Source organism: Micromonospora sp. NPDC005413, from assembly GCF_040606435.1.
Classification (GTDB): domain Bacteria; phylum Actinomycetota; class Actinomycetes; order Mycobacteriales; family Micromonosporaceae; genus Micromonospora.
This window is the reverse complement of the sequence record NZ_JBEXEV010000001.1, coordinates 46,153-64,186: the sequence shown is the minus strand read 5'-3', so window position 1 is coordinate 64,186 and position 18,034 is coordinate 46,153. Positions and strand designations below refer to the sequence as shown.

At 72.2% G+C, this 18,034-nt stretch carries 13 protein-coding genes and 2 pseudogenes; 8 read left to right on the top strand and 7 right to left on the bottom strand.

The window, feature by feature from the left end; all coding sequences use genetic code 11:
• The first annotated feature begins 29 nt into the window (after positions 1–29).
• The gene (locus tag ABZS37_RS00265) at positions 30–1,484 is read left to right on the top strand and encodes an acyltransferase (RefSeq protein ID WP_355164616.1); all 1,455 of its coding nucleotides are present in this window, start codon (positions 30–32) and stop codon (positions 1,482–1,484) included.
• On the opposite strand, the gene ABZS37_RS00260 is transcribed toward ABZS37_RS00265, so the two are convergent.
• Both ABZS37_RS00260 and ABZS37_RS00255 read right to left on the bottom strand, forming a co-directional pair.
• Complete coding sequence (locus ABZS37_RS00260; RefSeq protein WP_355164615.1) at positions 1,456–2,943, bottom strand: CoA-acylating methylmalonate-semialdehyde dehydrogenase; 1,488 nt, start codon at positions 2,941–2,943, stop codon at positions 1,456–1,458. The two genes, ABZS37_RS00265 and ABZS37_RS00260, sit on opposite strands and share 29 nt — an antisense overlap.
• Positions 2,940–4,238, bottom strand: a complete 1,299-nt coding sequence (locus tag ABZS37_RS00255) for an aspartate aminotransferase family protein (protein ID WP_355164614.1) — start codon at positions 4,236–4,238, stop codon at positions 2,940–2,942. Before ABZS37_RS00255 ends, ABZS37_RS00260 begins: the two co-directional genes overlap by 4 nt.
• Before the next feature lie 203 nt (positions 4,239–4,441).
• Between ABZS37_RS00255 and ABZS37_RS00250 the strand changes: the two genes are divergently transcribed.
• Positions 4,442–5,500 (top strand): hypothetical protein, encoded by a 1,059-nt coding sequence (locus ABZS37_RS00250; protein WP_355164613.1) that lies wholly within the window; start codon positions 4,442–4,444, stop codon positions 5,498–5,500.
• 62 nt (positions 5,501–5,562) lie between these two features.
• Here the strand turns inward: ABZS37_RS00250 and ABZS37_RS00245 are convergent, their stop codons facing one another.
• Entirely contained in the window at positions 5,563–6,258 is a 696-nt protein-coding gene (locus ABZS37_RS00245) for a Tat pathway signal sequence domain protein (protein WP_355164612.1), read from the bottom strand.
• A gap of 433 nt (positions 6,259–6,691) precedes the next feature.
• On the opposite strand from ABZS37_RS00245, the gene ABZS37_RS00240 reads away from it, so the two are divergent.
• From ABZS37_RS00240 to ABZS37_RS00230, 3 genes are all read left to right on the top strand, one after another.
• Entirely contained in the window at positions 6,692–7,435 is a 744-nt protein-coding gene (locus ABZS37_RS00240; protein ID WP_355164611.1) for a TetR/AcrR family transcriptional regulator, read from the top strand.
• A 188-nt stretch (positions 7,436–7,623) separates the two neighbouring features.
• Positions 7,624–8,253, top strand: coding sequence for a DUF6230 family protein (locus ABZS37_RS00235; protein WP_355164610.1), 630 nt, complete (start codon positions 7,624–7,626; stop codon positions 8,251–8,253).
• Position 8,254: 1 nt separating this feature from the next.
• Complete coding sequence (locus tag ABZS37_RS00230; RefSeq protein ID WP_355164609.1) at positions 8,255–8,764, top strand: DUF6114 domain-containing protein; 510 nt, start codon at positions 8,255–8,257, stop codon at positions 8,762–8,764.
• Between the two features lies 1 nt (position 8,765).
• Here ABZS37_RS00230 and murD read toward each other — a convergent pair whose 3' ends face one another.
• On the bottom strand, positions 8,766–10,148 hold the full coding sequence (gene murD / locus ABZS37_RS00225; RefSeq protein ID WP_355164608.1) for a UDP-N-acetylmuramoyl-L-alanine--D-glutamate ligase: 1,383 nt from the start codon (positions 10,146–10,148) through the stop codon (positions 8,766–8,768).
• Positions 10,149–10,229: 81 nt separating this feature from the next.
• Here murD and ABZS37_RS00220 point away from each other — a divergent pair, with 81 nt between their 5' ends.
• Entirely contained in the window at positions 10,230–11,579 is a 1,350-nt protein-coding gene (locus tag ABZS37_RS00220) for a hypothetical protein (protein ID WP_355164607.1), read from the top strand.
• 197 nt (positions 11,580–11,776) lie between these two features.
• On the opposite strand, the pseudogene ABZS37_RS00215 reads toward ABZS37_RS00220, so the two are convergent.
• Positions 11,777–12,217 (bottom strand): annotated as a pseudogene (locus ABZS37_RS00215) (helix-turn-helix domain-containing protein); the annotation flags it as partial.
• Positions 12,218–12,433: 216 nt separating this feature from the next.
• A pseudogene (locus tag ABZS37_RS00210) lies at positions 12,434–13,735 on the bottom strand (PucR family transcriptional regulator ligand-binding domain-containing protein); the annotation flags it as partial.
• 74 nt (positions 13,736–13,809) lie between these two features.
• Here ABZS37_RS00210 and ABZS37_RS00205 point away from each other — a divergent pair.
• Positions 13,810–15,093, top strand: a complete 1,284-nt coding sequence (locus ABZS37_RS00205) for a serine hydrolase domain-containing protein (protein WP_355164606.1) — start codon at positions 13,810–13,812, stop codon at positions 15,091–15,093.
• An 81-nt stretch (positions 15,094–15,174) separates the two neighbouring features.
• On the opposite strand, the gene ABZS37_RS00200 is transcribed toward ABZS37_RS00205, so the two are convergent.
• Positions 15,175–15,984 (bottom strand): RNA methyltransferase, encoded by an 810-nt coding sequence (locus ABZS37_RS00200; RefSeq protein ID WP_354997834.1) that lies wholly within the window; start codon positions 15,982–15,984, stop codon positions 15,175–15,177.
• A 119-nt stretch (positions 15,985–16,103) separates the two neighbouring features.
• Here ABZS37_RS00200 and ABZS37_RS00195 point away from each other — a divergent pair, with 119 nt between their 5' ends.
• Entirely contained in the window at positions 16,104–17,951 is a 1,848-nt protein-coding gene (locus ABZS37_RS00195; RefSeq protein ID WP_355164605.1) for a thiamine pyrophosphate-requiring protein, read from the top strand.
• Positions 17,952–18,034 lie beyond the last annotated feature (83 nt).

Below are 18,034 nucleotides of genomic sequence, written 5' to 3'. Positions count from 1 at the left end.
GGCCGCCGTCGGTCGCCTAGCCTGAGAAGATGCGCCGTCTGCGCGACCTCGCCGACCGCACCCCGGCCGGACGGGAGCGGTACGTCGACCTACTCCGCGCCCTCGCTATCACCATGGTCGTTCTCGGACACTGGGGCGTCACGGTGATCGGGCGGGACGCCGCCGGCCAACCCACCGGGCACTCCGCGCTCGGTGACCTGCCCTGGGCGTACCCGCTGACCTGGGTGGCCCAGGTGATGCCCATCTTCTTCCTGGTCGGCGGCTATGCCAACGCGGCCTCGCTGACCCGGCTGCGGGCCCGGGGCGGCGACGCCGCGGATTGGCTGCTCGACCGCAGTGCCCGACTGGTCCGCCCCACCAGCGCGCTGCTGCTCGTGCTCACCGGGGCGGCGGCGGTGGCCCGGCTGCGCGGCGTCGACCCGACCCGAATCCGCGAGGTGGTCTGGTTCGCCACCATCCCCCTCTGGTTCCTGGTCGCCTACCTGGCGGTCGTCGTGCTCACCCCAGCCATGTACGCGCTGCACCGCCGTTTCGGCCTGACCGTCCCGCTGGTGCTGGTCGCCCTGGTGGGCCTCGGCGACCTGGCCCGGCTGACCGGGTCGGAGGAGCTGAGCTACGGCAGCTACCTGTTCGGCTGGCTGGCCGTACACCAGCTCGGCTTCGCCTGGTACGACGCCCGCGCCACCCCGCCGACCGCCACCGAGACCGCGCCCGCAGCGCCGCCGACCGCCGAGACCGCGCCACCGTCAGCCGCCGCCGACGCCGGCGGGCCATCGACTCCCGACCACCCGGGGGTACGCCGGCGGCGGCTGCCCACCTCCCGGCGGGCCGGACTGGCGTTCCTGGCCGGCGGGCTGGCCGCTCTGCTGCTGCTCACCGGGCCCGGCCCGTGGCCGGTGGCCATGCTGCACGTGCCCGGCGAGCGCCTGGACAACCTCAGCCCGCCCAGCCTCGCGCTGCTGGCCGTCGCCACCGCCCAGCTCGGCCTGATCCTGCTGCTGCGCGGCCCAGCGGAACGCCTGCTGCGCCGCACCGGCCCGTGGCAGCTGGTGATCGGGGTCAACCTGGTGGTGCTGACCATCTTCCTCTGGCACCTGACCGCCGCGATCCTGCTCATCGGGCTGCTCGACACGACCGGGACGCTGCCCACTCCGGCCGCCGGTTCAGGCGCCTGGTGGGCGTGGCGAGTCCCCTGGCTGCTGCTGCTCGCGGCCGTCCTGGCGGTGCTGGTCGCGATCTTCGGCCCGGTCGAGGCGCGCAGCGCCCGGCACCGCACCGCACGGCGGGTTGGCCGGGGCACCACCACCCGCGCGGCGCTGACCGGGGCCGGGTACACCGCCGTGGTGGTCGCGCTGCTGATCAACAGCGCGACCACGAAGCGGGCCCCGGATCCACTCGGCACGCCCCTTGCGGCGCTGCTGGTGTACCTGGTCGGGGCGGGAGTGCTGCGGCTGCTCAGGTCTGGGTGGGGAACCCGAGGTTGACCCCGCCGTGGCGCGGGTCCAGCCACCGGCTGGTGACGACCTTGCCGCGGGTGAAGAAGCGCACCCCGTCCTCCCCATGGGCGTGCAGGTCACCGAAGAGCGAGGACTTCCAGCCACCGAACGAGTGGTACGCCATCGGCACCGGGATCGGCACGTTGATGCCGACCATGCCCACCTCCACCTCGTGCTGGTAGCGCCGGGCCGCACCGCCGTCGTTGGTGAAGATCGCCGTTCCGTTGCCGTACGGACTGGCGTTGACCAGATCGACCGCCTCGTCGTACGAGCCGACCCGAACCACGCTGAGCACCGGCCCGAAGATCTCGTCGGTGTAGATCGACATCTGCGGGGTCACCCGGTCGAACAGGGTCGGGCCCAGCCAGAAGCCGTCCGGGTCGCCGTCCGGCGTCACGTCCCGCCCGTCCACCACCGGCACCGCTCCGGCGGCCACCCCGGCGACCACGTAGGAGCGCACCTTCGCCGCGTGCGCCGCGGTGACCAGCGGACCCATGTCGCAGCCCCGCCGGCCGTCGCCGGTCCGCAGCCCGGCCATCCGCTCGGCGATCCGCTCGACCAACGCGTCCGCGACCGGCTCCACCGCCACCAGCACCGAGATGGCCATGCACCGCTCCCCCGCCGAGCCGAAGCCGGCGTTGACCGCCGCGTCGGCGGCCAGGTCCAGGTCGGCGTCCGGGAGCACCACCATGTGGTTCTTCGCGCCGCCGAGCGCCTGCACCCGCTTACCGGCGGCGGTTCCACGCTGGTAGACGTACCGGGCGATCGGGGTGGAGCCGACGAACGACACGGCCCGCACCTTTGGGTGCTCCAGCAGCGCGTCGACCGCCTCCTTGTCGCCGTTGACGACGTTGAGCACCCCGTCGGGCAGGCCCGCCTCGGCGAACCACTCGGCCAGCAGCAGCGCCGCGCTCGGGTCCTTCTCGCTCGGCTTGAGCACCACCGCGTTCCCGCAGGCCACCGCGACCGGCACGAACCACAGCGGCACCATCACCGGGAAGTTGAACGGGGAGATCACCGCGACCACCCCGACCGGCTGACGGATGGTGTACGAGTCGACCTCGGTGGAGACGTTCTCGCTGAACGCGCCGCGCAGCGCCGACGGCAGGCCGCACGCGTACTCGATGACCTCCAGACCGCGCTGCACCTCGCCGGCGGCGTCGGCGAGGACCTTGCCGTGCTCGGCGGTGATCACCTCGGCGAGCTGGTCCCGGCGGGCGTGCACCAACTCGCGGAACGCGAACAGCACCGCCGACCGCTTCGCCAGCGACGCGTCCCGCCAGGCCCGCGCGGCGCGGGCTGCGGCCTGCACCGCGACGTCGACGTCCGCGGTCGAGGCCAGCTCCACCTCGGTGGTACGCCGACCCGTTGCCGGATCGAACACGTCGCCGCGCCGGTCGGACGTGCCGCCGACCCGCTTACCGTCGATGAAGTGGCCGATGCTCATGCCGCCACCCCCGCCGTCGACCGGATCGCGTCGACGAGGATCGCCAGGCCCTCGCGGGCCTCGTCCTCGGTCAGCGTCAACGGTGGGCCCATCCGTAGGACGTTGCCGTACAGGCCACCCTTGCCGGCGAGCAGGCCACCTTCCCGCGCGGCCTCGAAGACCCGGTTGGTCAGCGTCGGGTCCGGCTCGCTGGTGCCCGGCCGGACGAACTCGACGCCGAGCATCAGCCCTTTCCCGCGTACCTCCGCGACGCAGTCGAGGCCGCCCACGGCGGACCGCAGGCCGTCGGCGAGGATCGCGCCGACCCGGGCCGCGTTCGCCTGGAGGTCGTGCTCGATCAGGTAGTCGAGCACCGCGTTGCCGGCCGCCGTGGAGATCGGGTTGCCGCCGAAGGTGGAGAAGCTGATCGCCGGCACCGCCTGGAGCACCTCGGCCCGGCCGACCACCCCGGCCAGCGCGAACCCGTTGCCGATGCCTTTCGCGAAGGTGAGCAGATCCGGGGTGACGCCGTGCGCCTGGTAGCCCCAGAAGTGCTCCCCGGTGCGCCCCCAACCGGTCTGCACCTCGTCGGCGATGAACAGGATGCCGTGCTCGTCGAGGACCTTCTTCCAGCCCGCGAAGAGCCCGTCCGGCGGGTGCACGAAACCGCCGACACCCTGGATCGGCTCGGCGATCAACGCGGCCACGTCACCGGCTGTCTGCGTGGCCAGCACCTCGCGCAGGTCCTCCACCGCCGCGTCGACCTGCTCCTCGGCGCTCAACCGGGCCAGCAGACCGCGCACCCGGTCGCCGGAGTGCAGCCAGGCCACCTGGAGCGGGTTGAGCCCGCTGGCCGACCAGTTGCGGTTGCCGGTGACGCCCATCGCCGCGTACGACCGGCCGTGGTAGCTGTTGCGCACCGCCAGGATCTGGTGCGAGCGGCGGTGGTTGGTGGCGACCAGCAGCGCCGCCTCGTTCGCCTCCGTGCCGGAGTTGGTGAAGAACACCCGGGCGTCCGGGATGCCGGAGCGCTGCGCGATCTTCTCGGCCAGCTCCACCTGCTGCCGGATCAGGTAGAGCGTCGAGGTGTGCGCGATGCCGGTGGCGAGCTGACGCTCGACCGCCTCCCGGATCTCCGGGATGTCGTAGCCGATCATGTTGGTCAGCACGCCGCCGAAGAAGTCCAGGTAGGTGCGCCCCTGGGCGTCGGTGACCCGGCGGCCCGAGCCGGCGACCAGCTCGAGCGGCTCGGCGTAGTACAGCGGCATCCAGGACGGCAGCACGGCCCGGTGCCGGGCCAGCAGGTCATCGGTCATCGTGGCAACCCTTCAGCGGCGTTCGCGGATACCGCACGCTCCCACCGGCGGCCGGTGTGGACAACTGCCACTGTGTAGCGCAGGGAGCGCCAGCTCCTGACAGTGCGTCAGCCGGCGACGACTGTCGCCAGGGTGAGCCGCCCTGCCAACCGGACCGGACGACGCCGACCCGCGCCGGGACCGCCGCTCGGTACGATTCGGCGGTGCACGACATCCCCGCTCCGCCACCGTTACGGACGGCGGATGGACCGATCGGCAACACGCCAGTGACCTCCGGGTCGGTGCTCGTCGGGCCGGACGTGCCGCTGCCCGCCGGGGTCGCGGGCGCACCGACCACGGCGATGACCGCAGGGATCGCCGGGTGGGTCGACGCCGATCCGCTGCGCCAGCTCGTCGCGCGCTTCGGCGGCACGTGGCCGGCCGGTGACCTCGCCGACGCTCTCCGGTTCCTCGACGAGTTCTCCGCCCGGCACTGGGACTTTCGGGGCGGCCGGGAGCGGCCGGACGCCCGGGAGCCGAACCTCGACGCCGGCACCGCCGAGCTGGTACGCGCCGCCGCCGGCGCGCTGGGGCTCGTCCGGCCCGCGCCACCGATCACATCGGCGTACGCCCACCAGGTCGTGCTGGGCGGCCTGGCGCACGCCTGCCTGCGGCGCGTCGCGTACGCCGCGCACCTGCTGCGCGGCGGGCTGCGGGTGACCGGCGAGGTCGCGGTGCTGGGCAGCTTCCGGCCGCTCTCCGACCTGGAGCACCGCATGTTGGCCGAGGCGGGGGCACCCCGCTGCGAGACCGAGGTGGACGCCCTGGACGCGGCGGTCCGGCTGGCATTCGGGGTGACCGCGCCGGCTCGGGAGGACGGCGTCGACACGGGCCACGCGCACCACTCGTGGTCGTCGCGCACCTATCTGCCGGACTCTCTGCCGCCGGTGCGGGTGCTGGCCGCGCCGTCGAGCGAGCCACAGCGGCGGCGTGCGCACACTGCGGACACCCAGCGGTTCTGGGCCGGCCACGTCCAGCTCGCCCCGGGCGACGACGTGCTGATGGTCACCGCGCCGATCTACGTGCCGTTCCAGCACTGCGACGCGCTGCGCACCCTGGCCGTGCCGTACGGCTGCGGCATCGACACCGTCGGGGTCGACCCGGCCCTGGTGGACCTTGCCCGGCTGCCCGAGCCAACACTCAGCCCCGGCCGCTACCTCCAGGAGATCCGCTCGGCGATCCGTGCGATGCGCGCCCTGCACACGGCGCTCGCCGCCGGCTGAGCGGCGCACGTCCGAAGGCCGGCGCACGGCGGATCGCCGCGCACCGGCCCCGTGGACCGTGATCAGTTCACGTAGACGGCGGCGTTCCCCTTGCTGGTGTCGCGCACCGGCGAGTACGTCGCCGAGAAGTACGCGGTGCTGAAGCAGAGAGCCGAGCCAGAGAACTTGGTCAGTGGCTGGTTGGTGAAAATGATGGAGTTGGAGGCGTTGACCGCCGCGCCGGTGAGGCTGTTGGTGCTGGTCCGGTAGACGCAGTTGACCGTACCGAGCAGCGAGTTCAGCACGACGGTGCTCTGGATCGGCGCCGCCGCGGTGCCAGTGAGCTTGACGACGCCGGCGCTGGTGACGGAGGTGGCGTACGGCAGGTTGTTCAGAGTGATGCTCTGCACCCCGGTGGTGCCGAGCACGTTGGTGGTGCAGGTGCCGAAGCTCTGTCCGGTGAGGTTCTCGGTCGCGGTGCCCGGGGCGATCGGGTTGGTCAGCACCTTGGCGGTGAAGGTGGACGCGGCGCACTTGATCCCGGTGGTGCCGCTGGTGGAGTTGTAGAAGGTGGCGTTGGTGCCGGTCTTGAGGCTGGCCTGGATGATGTCGTTGACGGCGACCGCGGTGCCGCCGGCCGTCGGATAGGTCAGCACGTTGCCGGCGAGCGCGGCGGACGGGGCGGTGGGCGGCGCGGCGGCGGCCGGGGTGGCGCCGACGAGACCGGCCAGCAGTGCGAGGGCGGCGAGGCCCCCACCGATTTTTCCGTACCTGAGCATGGTTCTTCCTTCCGGCGGTGGGACGGGAATGAGCGGACCGCACAGGCGGTCACCGCCGGGCGGGGACGCCCGGGCGGCGATTGTGGCCATCCGTGATGGACGGCGGTGGTGGAGGGTGCCGGCGGCCGTCGGGGCCGGCCGGCGGTGACGGAGGTGCCGCGCGTCAGCGGGCGGTCCAGCGTGCCGTGCTGCGGCGGAGCCGCGTCACCTGCGACTTTCCTGCCTTGGGAGTGCGCTCGAGTTCGGCGATAATGGCAGTCATCGAGTCCTCCTTCGACGAGCCAGGGTGACCATCCGGAGAGATCACCAACGGTGACTAGCCATCAACCGAGCGTGGTGAAAGTTATAAACCCCGGAGGGTCGCAAAGTCAACGCATCCAAGGAGGTCGATAAGTTGACCACGCAGGGCCACCCACATTCAGCAACGGCGCCGATGCCCCTGCCGGGCGCGCGCCCTGGGCGCGACCCGGACCGCGCTATCAAGCGCGGTCCGCGCCGGGTCTCCGCCGAGGTGGTGGCCGCGACTCAGCGGGACCGCCTCTTCGACGGGCTCGTGCACGAGGTGGCGACGAAGGGCTACGACAACGCCCGGGTCAGCGACATCTGCCACGCCGCCGGGGTGACCCGCCCCGCCTTCTACGCCCTCTTCACCGGCAAGGAGGACGCCTTCCTCGCCGCGTACCGGCACGGCATCGCCGTGGTGTCACAGCTCATGGAGAGTGCCTACCGCGATGCCGGCCCGGCCTGGCCGGACGCGGCCCGCGCCGCGCTGCGCACCCTGCTGGAGGTGCTGGCGAGCGTGCCCGCGTTCGCCCGGATGGCGCTCGTCGAGGTGGACGTGGCTGGCCCGGATGCCCGCCGGGAGCGGGATGCCCTGCTCAGCAGCTTCCGCCGGTTCTTCGCCGATGCCGGCCCAGGGCCGACGATCGCCGGTGTGGACCGGGACGCGCTGGTGTCCACAGTGGTTGGCGGGATCTACGCCACCATCCGCGGCAGGGTGGGGCAGGGGCAGGCGTCGGAGCTGCCGCAACTGCTGCCGCTGCTCACCTACGCGGCCACCGCGCCGTTCCTCGGCACCGACGGTGCGGCTCAAGCGACCCGGCCGATCCGCCCGGACGACGGCCCGAGCACGACCGCGCCGTGCGTGTCGACCAGCGAGCCAACCTTCCATTCCTGATCGCCCAGTCGAAAACCGCAGCGGTTTTTCACTTTGGCCGCATTTTACAAATGCTGCCCAACCGGCCGCCTCTACACGCTGTTGACCCACCCTTTACTCGGCGGTAACTTCGGCCTGTGCCTGGATACACAGCATCCGGGTCGCAATTCCCATTGTCGCTGACGAATTGATCTCTAAGGGGAGCCGCCATGTCGGAGGAGACCGCACCCATCGAACCCGGTCCGCCGCGAAGCGGCCTGCGCTGGCGCCGGTTCGCCATCACGTTCGGCACCGTCGCGGCGGGCGCCGCCGGCATGATCATGCTGACCGCCCAGGGCGTGCTGGGCGCGCAGTTCGCCATCTCCGGCATGCCGTTCACCGTCACCGCCGACAAGCTCACCGGCACCGGGTTCGAGCAGTTCGCCACCCTCGACCAGATGATTCCGGACAGCCCCAACCAGGGCGACACCGGCGGGCAGGTCCTGGTGATCGTGTCGGCGATCGACAAGGCGGAGCTGACCAACCTCTGCCAGAGCATCAATCTTGGCGGCGTCAACCTGAAGATCACCGCTGGCGGCAACGGCAAGCCGGTCACCGCCCGGACCCTGGTCGTCGACGGTGACTCGGTCGCCGGCAACGCCTCCTTCGAGAACATCGACGTCGGGCAGGACGCCAGCACCCTCGACCAGGTGCCCGGCGTGACAGGCAACCCCGGCGTCTTCGCCCAGCAGGCCGACAAGGTGACCATCACCAACCTGCGGCAGAACAACTTCGCCACCACGGCCGCCGTCTTCAACCTGCCCAACCTGCGCATGGCATTCACCTCCGACGGGTGCTGAGGTGACCACCGGACGACACCACCCGGCGCCGGCCGCCCGCCAACTCGGCGGGCGGTGGCGCCGCTGGCGGCGGGCCCGACCGTTCACGGCCGGGGTGCTGATCGCGCTCGGTGGCACGGAGATGCTCGTGACCCTGCGCGCGTCGCTCGGGGTGCTGCTGCACGTCGGGCCGCAAGGGCTGGCCGCGTACCTGGTGCCGGCCGTCCTGATTCTCTGCGGGGTGCTGCTGATCACCACCCCGCAGCAGCGGGTCTTCTACGCCCTGCTCTCCCTGGTGCTCGGGCTGGTCTCCTGGCTGACCTCGAACCTGGGCGGCTTCCTGATCGGGATGTTGCTGGCCCTGATCGGCGGGGCAATGGCGTTCGCCTGGACCCCGGACAAACAGCGTCGACCAGCCGTCGCCGCAGCGGAGCCCGTGGCACCGGCACCACGCGAATCCGAGGATGACGCCGACACCGCCCTGCTGCCCGGAATGCAGACGCCAGACCCGACCCCCGCCGACCGGGGCTGAGTCAGCGGGCGGTGTCGGCGACCGCCTGCGCGAACACCTCGGAGCGGTGCTCGAAGTTACGGAACCGCCCGTAGCTCGGGGCGGCCGGCGAGAGCAGCACCACCCCGCCCGCCGGGGTGAGCTTGCGGGCCAGCCCCACCGCGGCAACCAGGTCCTCGGCAAGCTCGGTGCGCACCGCCGGCAGCCCGGCGAGCGCCTCGACGATCCGGGGGCCGCTGTCCGGGATGCCGATGACGGTGATCTCCCGCTCGGCCAGGTGCTCCCGGAGCGGGGTGTAGTCCAGACCTCGGTCGTTGCCGCCGACGATCACGGTCAACGGACGCCCGTCGTACGCGTCGATGGCGTGCATGGCCGCGTACGGGCTGGTGGCCAGGGTGTCGTCGACGAAGGTCAGCCCGGACGGGTCGGCGATCTCGGTGAGTCGGTGGGCCAGCCCCTGGAACTCGGCGACCGCGATGGCGAGGGTGTCCTTGTCGGCCACGACGTCCACACCGAGCGCGTCGAGCACGGCGAGCGCGACGCACAGGTTGCCCTCGTTGTGCCGGCCGACCAGCGGCAGCACGGCGCGCGGGAAGAGCGGCTGAGCACCGAGGTGGAACCACGCGGTGCCGTCGGCGCCGGTGGCGACGTGGGTGGTGTCGGGGCGACCGGCCCGGACCGTCGACCGGTCACCCAGCTCACCCCGCTCACCCCGCTCACTCAGCTCACCCAGCTCGGCGGCGAGCCGGGGGTCGGCGCCGTTGACCACGATCGTCTCCGGGCCGTGGGCGAGCAGGTTGAGCTTGTCCCGGTAGTACTCCCGCTCCCCGCCGTGCGCGTCCAGGTGCTCGGGGAAGAGCGCGGTGACCACAGCCACCCGGGGCGAGTCGGTGAGGTCGCTGCACTGGTAGCTGGACAGCTCCAACACGTACAGCTCCGCCTGCGGCAGGTCCAGGGTCGGCACGCCGATGTTGCCGCCGAAGACGTTCGGCCGGCCCACCGCGGTCAGCAGGTGACTGATCAAGCTGGAGGTGGTGCTCTTGCCCTTGCTGCCGGTGACCCCGACGGTGCGGGCGGCGTGGTCGGCCATCCACAGCGCGGTGCCCTGGGTCACCATGACACCGCGTCGACGCAGCTCGATCAGCCACGGGTGGGTCTGCGGGACGCCCGGGGAGCGGACCACCACGTCGGCGGCGGCGAGCCGTTCGAAGCCCGCCTCGCCGGTGACCAGCGGAGCAGCCTCGGCCAGCGGGCCGTCCCAGGGCAGCGAGAGGAAGTTCGCGCTGTCGTCGACGGCGACCAGCTCGGCCGGGCCGTGCGCGGCGATCGCGGTCACCGCAGCCCGGCCCTCCCGGCCGGTGCCCCAGACGGCGACGGTACGTCCGCGCAGGTCAGACAGGCGCACTGGGCTCTCCTCGGGGTCGCGGCGGCGGCAGGGCGGGCCCGGTCCGGACACGGCCGGACGAACCAGGGCCTAGTATGGCGTGTGCCCAACGAGCAGCTCCGGCGGATGGACGCCTTCACCTTCCCGTCCTACTCGATCGACTTCGCCACTGGCGAGGTGCTGTTCGACTACGCCCTGACCGGCCCAGCCGGCGAGCAGCGATTCACCGAGGCGATCACCCTCCCACTGCCGGCAGAGCCGCCCTCGGACGAGACGGTGGCGACCCTCGGCCGGGTGCTGGAGGTGCTGCACCTCGTCGCCGGCGTCAGTTACTACAAGGCAGCCGCACCGCCCCGGCTCGTGCTGCCGGCGCCGCTGGGCGCGGCCACCGTCGACTACGTCACGGCCATCTACACCAAGGGCCTCGCCGAGTACGCGTACCGCAACCAACTGCCGCACGTGCTCCAACTGCGCCCGGAGGTGCCAGCGGGTTCGCCGGAGTCACCACGCGTGTACGACAACTCCGACCGTCGTCCGCTCTCCGCGGTCGGCGGCGGCAAGGACTCGATCGTCAGCCTGGAGGCGCTACGCCGGGCCGATCTCGATCCGGTGCCGTTCTCGGTCAACCCGAACCACGTGATCGTCTCGGTGAACGAGGCGTCCGGGCTGACCCCGCTGGCCGCCCGGCGGCGGATCGACCCGGTGCTGTTCGACCTGAACGCGGCCGGCGCACTGAACGGGCACATCCCCGTCACCGCCATCAACTCGCTGATCGCGGTGGCCACCGCGGTGCTGCACGGGCTGGGCCCGGTGGTGATGTCCAACGAGCGCTCGGCGTCCGACCCCAACCTGGTCTGGAACGACAACGAGATCAACCACCAGTGGTCCAAGGGCGTCGAGGCGGAAGGGCTGCTGCGGTCTGCGCTGGCTGAGCACGCCGGCCTGACCGACCCGTACTTCTCGCTGCTGCGCTCGCTGTCCGAGCTGCACATCGCCCGGCTGTTCGCCGAATTCACCCGGTACGACGATGTGGTGACCAGCTGCAACTCCGCGTTCAAGCTGCACGACGCGAGCGAGCGCTGGTGCCGTAACTGCCCGAAGTGCCGGTTCGTCTTTCTGGCCATGGCGCCGTTCATGCCACGGGAACGGGTGGTGGGCATCTTCGGCGGTGACCTGCTGGCCGACGAGTCGCAGATCCCCGGCTATCGGGAGCTGCTGGGCGTCGACGGGCACAAGCCGTTCGAGTGCGTGGGCGAAGTCGAGGAGTCGGTGGTGGCCCTCGGCCTGCTCGCCGAGCAGGACCAGTGGCGCGACGCCCCGGTGATCCAAGCCCTGGTGGACGCCGTCCCGGCAACAGCCTGGTCCGCAGTGGCCACCTCGGACGTCTTCACCCCCGGCGGCCCCAACCACATCCCCCCAACCTACGCAAAAGCCCTAACCACCCTCACCTAACCCACCCCTCCCCTCCCCTCCCTCGCTCCCGCCCCGCGCGCCCGCCCCCGCGCGCCCTCCCCCGCCCTCGCGCGCCGCCCCGCGCCCGCCCCAGCGCGTCGATCTAGGGCATATCACTGTGCTAAGAGATCAACTCACGGTGATATGCCCTAGATCAGCGCGGGCCGGGGGGCGCGCGGGGCGCGGGCCCGGGAGGGTTACGGAGTGCGGACTGCTTCTAGGGCTAGCAGGGCTACGTGTAGGGACAGGGAGGCTTCTACCGAGTCGAGGTCGACGTCGAGGATGCGGGCGATGCGGGCCAGGCGCTCGTAGAACGCGGGCCGGGACAGGTGGGCGGCCGCAGCGCCCGCGGTCTTGTTGCGCCCCTGTTCCAGGTACGCGCGCAGGGTGTCGAGCAACTGCTCCCGGGGGTGCCGGGCGTCGTACTCCAGCAGGGCGCCGAGTTCACGTTCCACGAAGGTCTGCAACCGGGGCTCGTCGCGCAGCAGGTGCAGCAGGCCGGCAAGCCCGACGTGCGGCAGCCGGAAGATCGGCAGGTCACGCCGGTCCCGGCGGGCCGCCTCGGCGACCTGCCGCGCCTCGACGAGCGACCGTCGCGCCTCCCGCAGGCTGCCCACGCCGGACCCGGCGGCCACGATCACCCCACCCGGAACACCGCTGGCGCCCCGGGACGAATCAGCGCCGCCCGCCACCCGAGGAGCCTCGGCACCGAACGCCGTCCGAGACGGATCGACGCCGGCCGTCGAGCGGGACGCCTCGGCGCCGGACGTTGCCCGGGACGCATCGGCGCGCGAGACCGCCAGAGGCGCCTCAGCGCCCAACGTTGCCCGGGACGCATCGGCGCGCGAGACCGCCTGCGACGGATCGGTCCCGGACGTTGCCCGACCGGTGCCGGCGTCGAGGCGTACCCGACGTAGTGCGCTGGCGAACGCGGACAGCGCGCGGTCCTCGGCGGCCTGATCGGGCAGGGCCAACAGGGCGCCTACCGAGTTGTCGTCGACCGCGCTGGTCAATGCGGTCAGCTTCGCCTCCCGCAGCGCCTGTCCGACCGCCTCGGACAGGTCCCGCAGCCGGGCCTGACCCGCCTCCGGGCCGCCCTCCCCGATTGGGTCCTCAGCCCGGTGTCGGACCATCACGCCAACCAGGTGCCGGCGGTCGAGCACCACGCCGAGCGCCTTGGCTCGCAGCGCCACCTCGTCCACCGGTCGGGAGTGGTCGAGGAGCGCGGTGAGCAGGGTGCGGTGGATCTGCCGTTCCAGCCCTTCGGCGTCACGGCGGATCAGCCGGCCCAGCGCGAGGGTGGACGCGGCCCGCTCGATCAGGATGGTCAGCCGGGTGGGCGGTCCGGCGTCCGGCGCGGGCGGCTCGCTGGCCCGGCGCGTGGGAACCTCTCCGCTGGCCGGCCAGCGCAGCAGCAGCCGCCCCCAGTCCTGCCCCCGGGCGCCGACAACCGTCACCAGCCAGCCGCTGTCCAGGTCGTACGCGGTCCGCCCGGCCGGTCGGATCCGCCGGGAGTGCTGCTCCCAGCCGTCGAGCAGCAGCTCGGCGCTCTCCCCCGCCGGGTCGTACCCCAGCACCTGCCGGGACAGGTTCTCCAGCACCACCGGGCAACCGGACAGCTCGGCGGCCTGCCGGATCACCTCGGCGGCGTCGGCACCCTCGACGGACAGGTCGGTGAAGCGCTGGTGGATCTCCTCGGTGGCGCGCAGTTCGGTGAGCTGCGCGTCGACGATCAGCGCGTGGACCGCCTCGGTGATCCGTACGAAGGGGGTGGCCCGGCGCAGCTCCACGAGGGGCAGCCCGCGCCGCTCGGCGGCGGCGACCATCACCCGGGGCACCCCGCCGACGTAGCGGCGGCCCAGCTCGACGACGAGTCCGGAGACGCCGACGTCGGCCAGGTCCCCGATGAACGCGCGCAGCCCCGCGTCGTCCCCGGGCAGGCCGATGCCGGTGGTGAGCACCAGTTCGCCGCCGCCGAGCAGGGTCGCGATGTCCGGGACCTCGGCGACGTGCACCCAGCGGACCGGCCGATCCAGGCCGGCGTCCCCGGCGACCACGCGTGGCGCACCGTGGCGGACCGGGTCCAGGGCGAGGACCTCACGGACGGTAGGGAACACGGCCGACACGCTACCGTCCGTGACGCCGGAACTCGACATCTCCCGCCGTGGGACACCATCGCAAGATCACATCAACTAGCCTTCGCTGATCGTGATCTTTGGGAGGGGGAGGCATGAACAGGACGCGATTCAGCAGGCGGTCCTTCGGCAAGCTGGTGGGGGCGGCGGGCGCGGGAACGCTCGCCGCCGGTGCGCTGGGCGGTACGCGCGCCCAGGCCGCGTTGGTGCCCATCTGGGCGGCCACCGGCACGACGGCCACTGCGCTGCACCCGTTCGACAACGCCATGAGGACCTTCATGCAGGCCCGGCACATCTCCGCCGGGCAGCTCGCCGTGACGTACAAGGGCCGGCTGGTGCTGGCCCGGGGCTACGGCAACGACTCGCCGGAGACGATTCAGCCGACCTCGCTGTTCCGGGTGGCCAGCCTGTCGAAATCGCTGACCGCGGCGGCGCTGGTCCGACTCGCCCAGGACGGCAAGCTCAGCCTCGGCGACCCGATCGGCAAGTACCTCGACCTCACCGCGCCGGCCGGTCAGGCGGCGGACCCCCGGCTGGCCCAGGTCAGCCTGTGGCGCATCCTCCAGCACACCGGGGGCTGGGACCGGGACCTGACCAGGTTCGACCCGGTGGCCAAGGACCTGGTCATCGCCCGGTCGCTCGGCGTACCGCTGGAGCTGACCCACGCCGACGTGATCCGGTTCATGTCCGGCCAGCCGCTCAGCCACGACCCGGGCTCGTACGTGTCGTACAGCAACTACGGCTACCTGCTGGCCGGGCGGGTCATCGAGGCGGTGTCCGGCCAGCCCTACGAGACGTACGTGCGGCAGAAGCTGCTGGCACCGCTGGGCATCACCCGGATGGCGAACGGGTGGTCGGTCGCCCGGCACAGCGGTGAGGTCGGGTACGAATCGCAGTACACGGGCACGACCGTGCTGGACAACTCCGGCGCCACCGTGGCCTCTCCGTACGGCTCGTTCAGCATGCGCCTGCACGACGCCAACGGCGGTTGGATCGCGTCGGCCGTGGACCTGGCGCGCTGGGCGTCGGCCTTCGACACCGGCAGCCCGATTCTGAACAGCACCTCGCTGGGCCGGTTCTGGGCGGTGCCGAGCCCGACCGGCGTCAACGACAACGGCTGGTACTACGGCCTCGGCTGGCAGGTCCGCCCGGTGACGACCGGCGGCACCGGACGCAACACCTGGCACACCGGCAGCCTGCCGGGCACGTACAGCATCGTCGTGCGCACCTACCACGGGCTGAGCTGGGCGGCGGTGTTCAACCGGCGCGACGACGAATCCGGGCTGACCTACGGCGACATCGACTCCGCGCTCTGGGCAGCGTCGTGCGCGGTGACGAGCTGGCCGACGCACAACCTCTGGTCGACGTACCTCGCGTGACGGCCGCCGTGGTGGGGGCGTCCGCCGTGGTGGGGGCGTCCGCCGTGGTGGGGGCGTCCGCCGTGGTGGGGGCGTCCGCCCTCACCACGGGTCGTCGCGGCTCAACTCCCAGCAGGCGACGGCGGTGGCGGCGGCCACGTTGAGCGAGTCGACGCCACGGCGCATCGGAATGACCACGCGGGCGTCGGCGGCGTCCATCGCGGCCCGGGTCAGCCCGGCGCCCTCGGCACCGAGCAGCAGCGCCGAGCGGGCCCGTTGGGTCGCGTCGAGGCGCTGGATCGGCACCGCGTCCGGCGCCGGGGTCATCGCCAACACGGTGAACCCGGCCGCCTGGACCTCGGCGAGCGCGTCCGGCCAGGGGTCCAGCTTCGCGTACGGCACGGCGAACACCTCGCCCATGCTGACCCGGACGCTGCGTCGGTAGAGGGGGTCGGCGCAGCTCGGCGAGAGGAGCACCGCGTCCACCCCGAGTGCCGCCACCGCCCGGAAAATGGCGCCGAGGTTGGTGTGGTTGTTGACGTCCTCCAGGATCACCACCCGGCGCGCGGCGGCGAGCACCTCGGCCGCCGTCGGCAGCGGCCGGCGGTGAAACGACGCCAGCACCCCCCGGTGTACGTGGAAGCCGGTGGCCCGTTGCAGCACGTCCTGCGTCGCCGCGTAGACCGGCGCGTCGCCGGTGTCCAGGTCGGCGAGTTGGTCGATCCGCTTGGCGTCGACCAGGTACGACCGGGCGGGGTAGCCGGCACGCAGCGCCCGGCGCAGCACCAGCTCCCCCTCGGCGATGAACAGGCCGTGCGGCGGCTCCCAGCGGGTGCGCAGCTCGACGTCGGTGAGCGCCCGGTAGTCGGCGATCCGGTCGTCGTCGGGGTCGGTGATCTGGTGGACGGGCACCCGACGATTCTGCCGGACGACGAGTGTCGCCCTCCAACGCCCGCCCTACGAGGTGTTTTGTCCGGAGAAGAAGGGGAATGGCCGGCACAGTATCGGACCCGACGGGAAGGACCAGCCAGGTGAGCTCAGACCACGCCGTACCGGGCGAACCAGGCACCCTGCCCCGACACCCGACCGTCGCGGACCACATCGTCTCCCGACTGTTCAGCTGGGGCGTGCACCGCTACTTCGGCTATCCCGGCGACGGCATCAACGGCCTCACCTCCGCGCTGCAACGCACCAACGGGCGGGCCCAGTTCATCCAGGTACGGCACGAGGAGACCGCCGGCTTCGCGGCGTCCGCGCACGTCAAGTACGGCGGCGGGCCGCTGGGCTGCGCCCTGGTGACCAGCGGGCCGGGCGCCATCCACCTGCTCAACGGCCTGTACGACGCCAAACTCGACCACCAGCCGGTCGTTGCCCTGGTCGGGCACACCGCGGTCACCGCCGAGGGCGGCGGCTACTACCAGGAGGTCGACCTGCTCGCCCTCTACAAGGACGTGGCGGCGGCGTTCCTGGCCCAGCTCGACCACCCCGCGCAGGTACGCCACCTGGTCGATCGGGCGTGCCGTACGGCGCTGGCCCGGCGTACCGTCACCGCCCTGATCCTTCCGCTGGACCTCCAGGACGAGCCGGCGATCCCGGACCCGCCGCACGCGCACGGCTACTACCAGACCAGCAACGTACCGAGCAGCACTCCGACGGTGCCGCCGGAGGCGGACGTGCGCCGGGCCGCCGAGGTGCTCGGCGGCGGGCAGCGGGTGGCCATGCTGGTCGGGCAGGGTGCGCTCGGCGCGCAGGACGAGGTCCGTGAGATCGCCCATCGGCTCGGTGCCGGAGTCGCCACCGCACTGCTCGGCTTCACCGCCGTCGATCACCGGGAACCGTGGGTGACCGGTGCGATCGGGCTGCTCGGCACCCGGCCCAGCTGGCAGTTGATGACCGAGTGCGACCGCCTGCTGATCGTGGGCAGCAACATGCCGTACTCGGAGTTCTACCCGCCGCCCGGGCAGGCCCGCGCCGTGCAGATCGACCTGGACGGCACCCAGCTCGGGCTGCGGTACCCGACCGAGGTGAACCTGACCGGCGACGCCCGCCCCACGCTGCGGGCGCTGCTGCGCGAGCTGGGCCCCGGCCCCGGGCCGACCGCCTGGCGGGCGGAGATCGCGGAGGCCACCTCGGCGTGGCGCCGCGTGCAACGCGACCTGGCCGAGCAGACCGCTGACCCGGTCAACCCACAACTGCTCTTCCACACCCTCAATGAGCGGCTGCCCGACGACGTGATGCTCGCCGTGGACTGCGGCACCACCACCGCCTGGTACGCCCGCCACGTACAGGTCCGCCCCGGGATGCTGGCCAGCCTGTCCGGCACGCTGCTGTCCATGGGCGGCGCCATGCCGTACTCGTTGAGCGCCAAGTTCGCCCACCCGGACCGACCGCTCGTCGCGCTGATCGGCGACGGCGCCATGCAGATGAACGGCGTCAACGAGCTGATCACCGTCGCCAAGTACTGGCGCAGTTGGGCCGACCCGCGATTCGTGGTGCTCGTGCTCAACAACCGGGATCTGGCGTTCGTCAGCTGGGAACAGCGCTCCACGGAGGGGACGCCGATGTTTCCGGACAGCCAGCAGTTGCCGGACATCGCCTACCACCAGTGGGCGCAGGTGCTCGGGCTGCACGGTGAACTGGTCGACTCGCCCGAACAGGTGCCCGGTGTCTGGGACCGGGCGCTCGCCGCCGACCGGCCAGTGGTCATCAACGCCCTGATCGACCCGGCCGAGCTGATGCTGCCGCCGCACTTCACCGCCGCGCAGGCCCGCAAGACCGCGGCGGCGGTCCTCCGCGGCGACACCGACTGGGCCGGAATAATCCGCCGCGGCCTACCCGCGACGATCAGCAGCTACCGCCCCCGTCGCCGCGAGCGCTAACCCCCTTCTTCACCCCGCGATCTTGCACTTCCTGCCCCGACAAAATGAGCCAAGCAGGGCAAATCGGTGACAGAAAGTGCAAG

Coding starts and splice junctions, on each gene's coding strand:
- ABZS37_RS00265 (WP_355164616.1), top strand. CDS start 30: ATGCGCCGTCTGCGCGACCTCGCCGACCGCACCCCGGCCGGACGGGAG.
- ABZS37_RS00260 (WP_355164615.1), bottom strand. CDS start 2,943: ATGAGCATCGGCCACTTCATCGACGGTAAGCGGGTCGGCGGCACGTCC.
- ABZS37_RS00255 (WP_355164614.1), bottom strand. CDS start 4,238: ATGACCGATGACCTGCTGGCCCGGCACCGGGCCGTGCTGCCGTCCTGG.
- ABZS37_RS00245 (WP_355164612.1), bottom strand. CDS start 6,258: ATGCTCAGGTACGGAAAAATCGGTGGGGGCCTCGCCGCCCTCGCACTG.
- ABZS37_RS00240 (WP_355164611.1), top strand. CDS start 6,692: ATGCCCCTGCCGGGCGCGCGCCCTGGGCGCGACCCGGACCGCGCTATC.
- ABZS37_RS00235 (WP_355164610.1), top strand. CDS start 7,624: ATGTCGGAGGAGACCGCACCCATCGAACCCGGTCCGCCGCGAAGCGGC.
- ABZS37_RS00205 (WP_355164606.1), top strand. CDS start 13,810: ATGAACAGGACGCGATTCAGCAGGCGGTCCTTCGGCAAGCTGGTGGGG.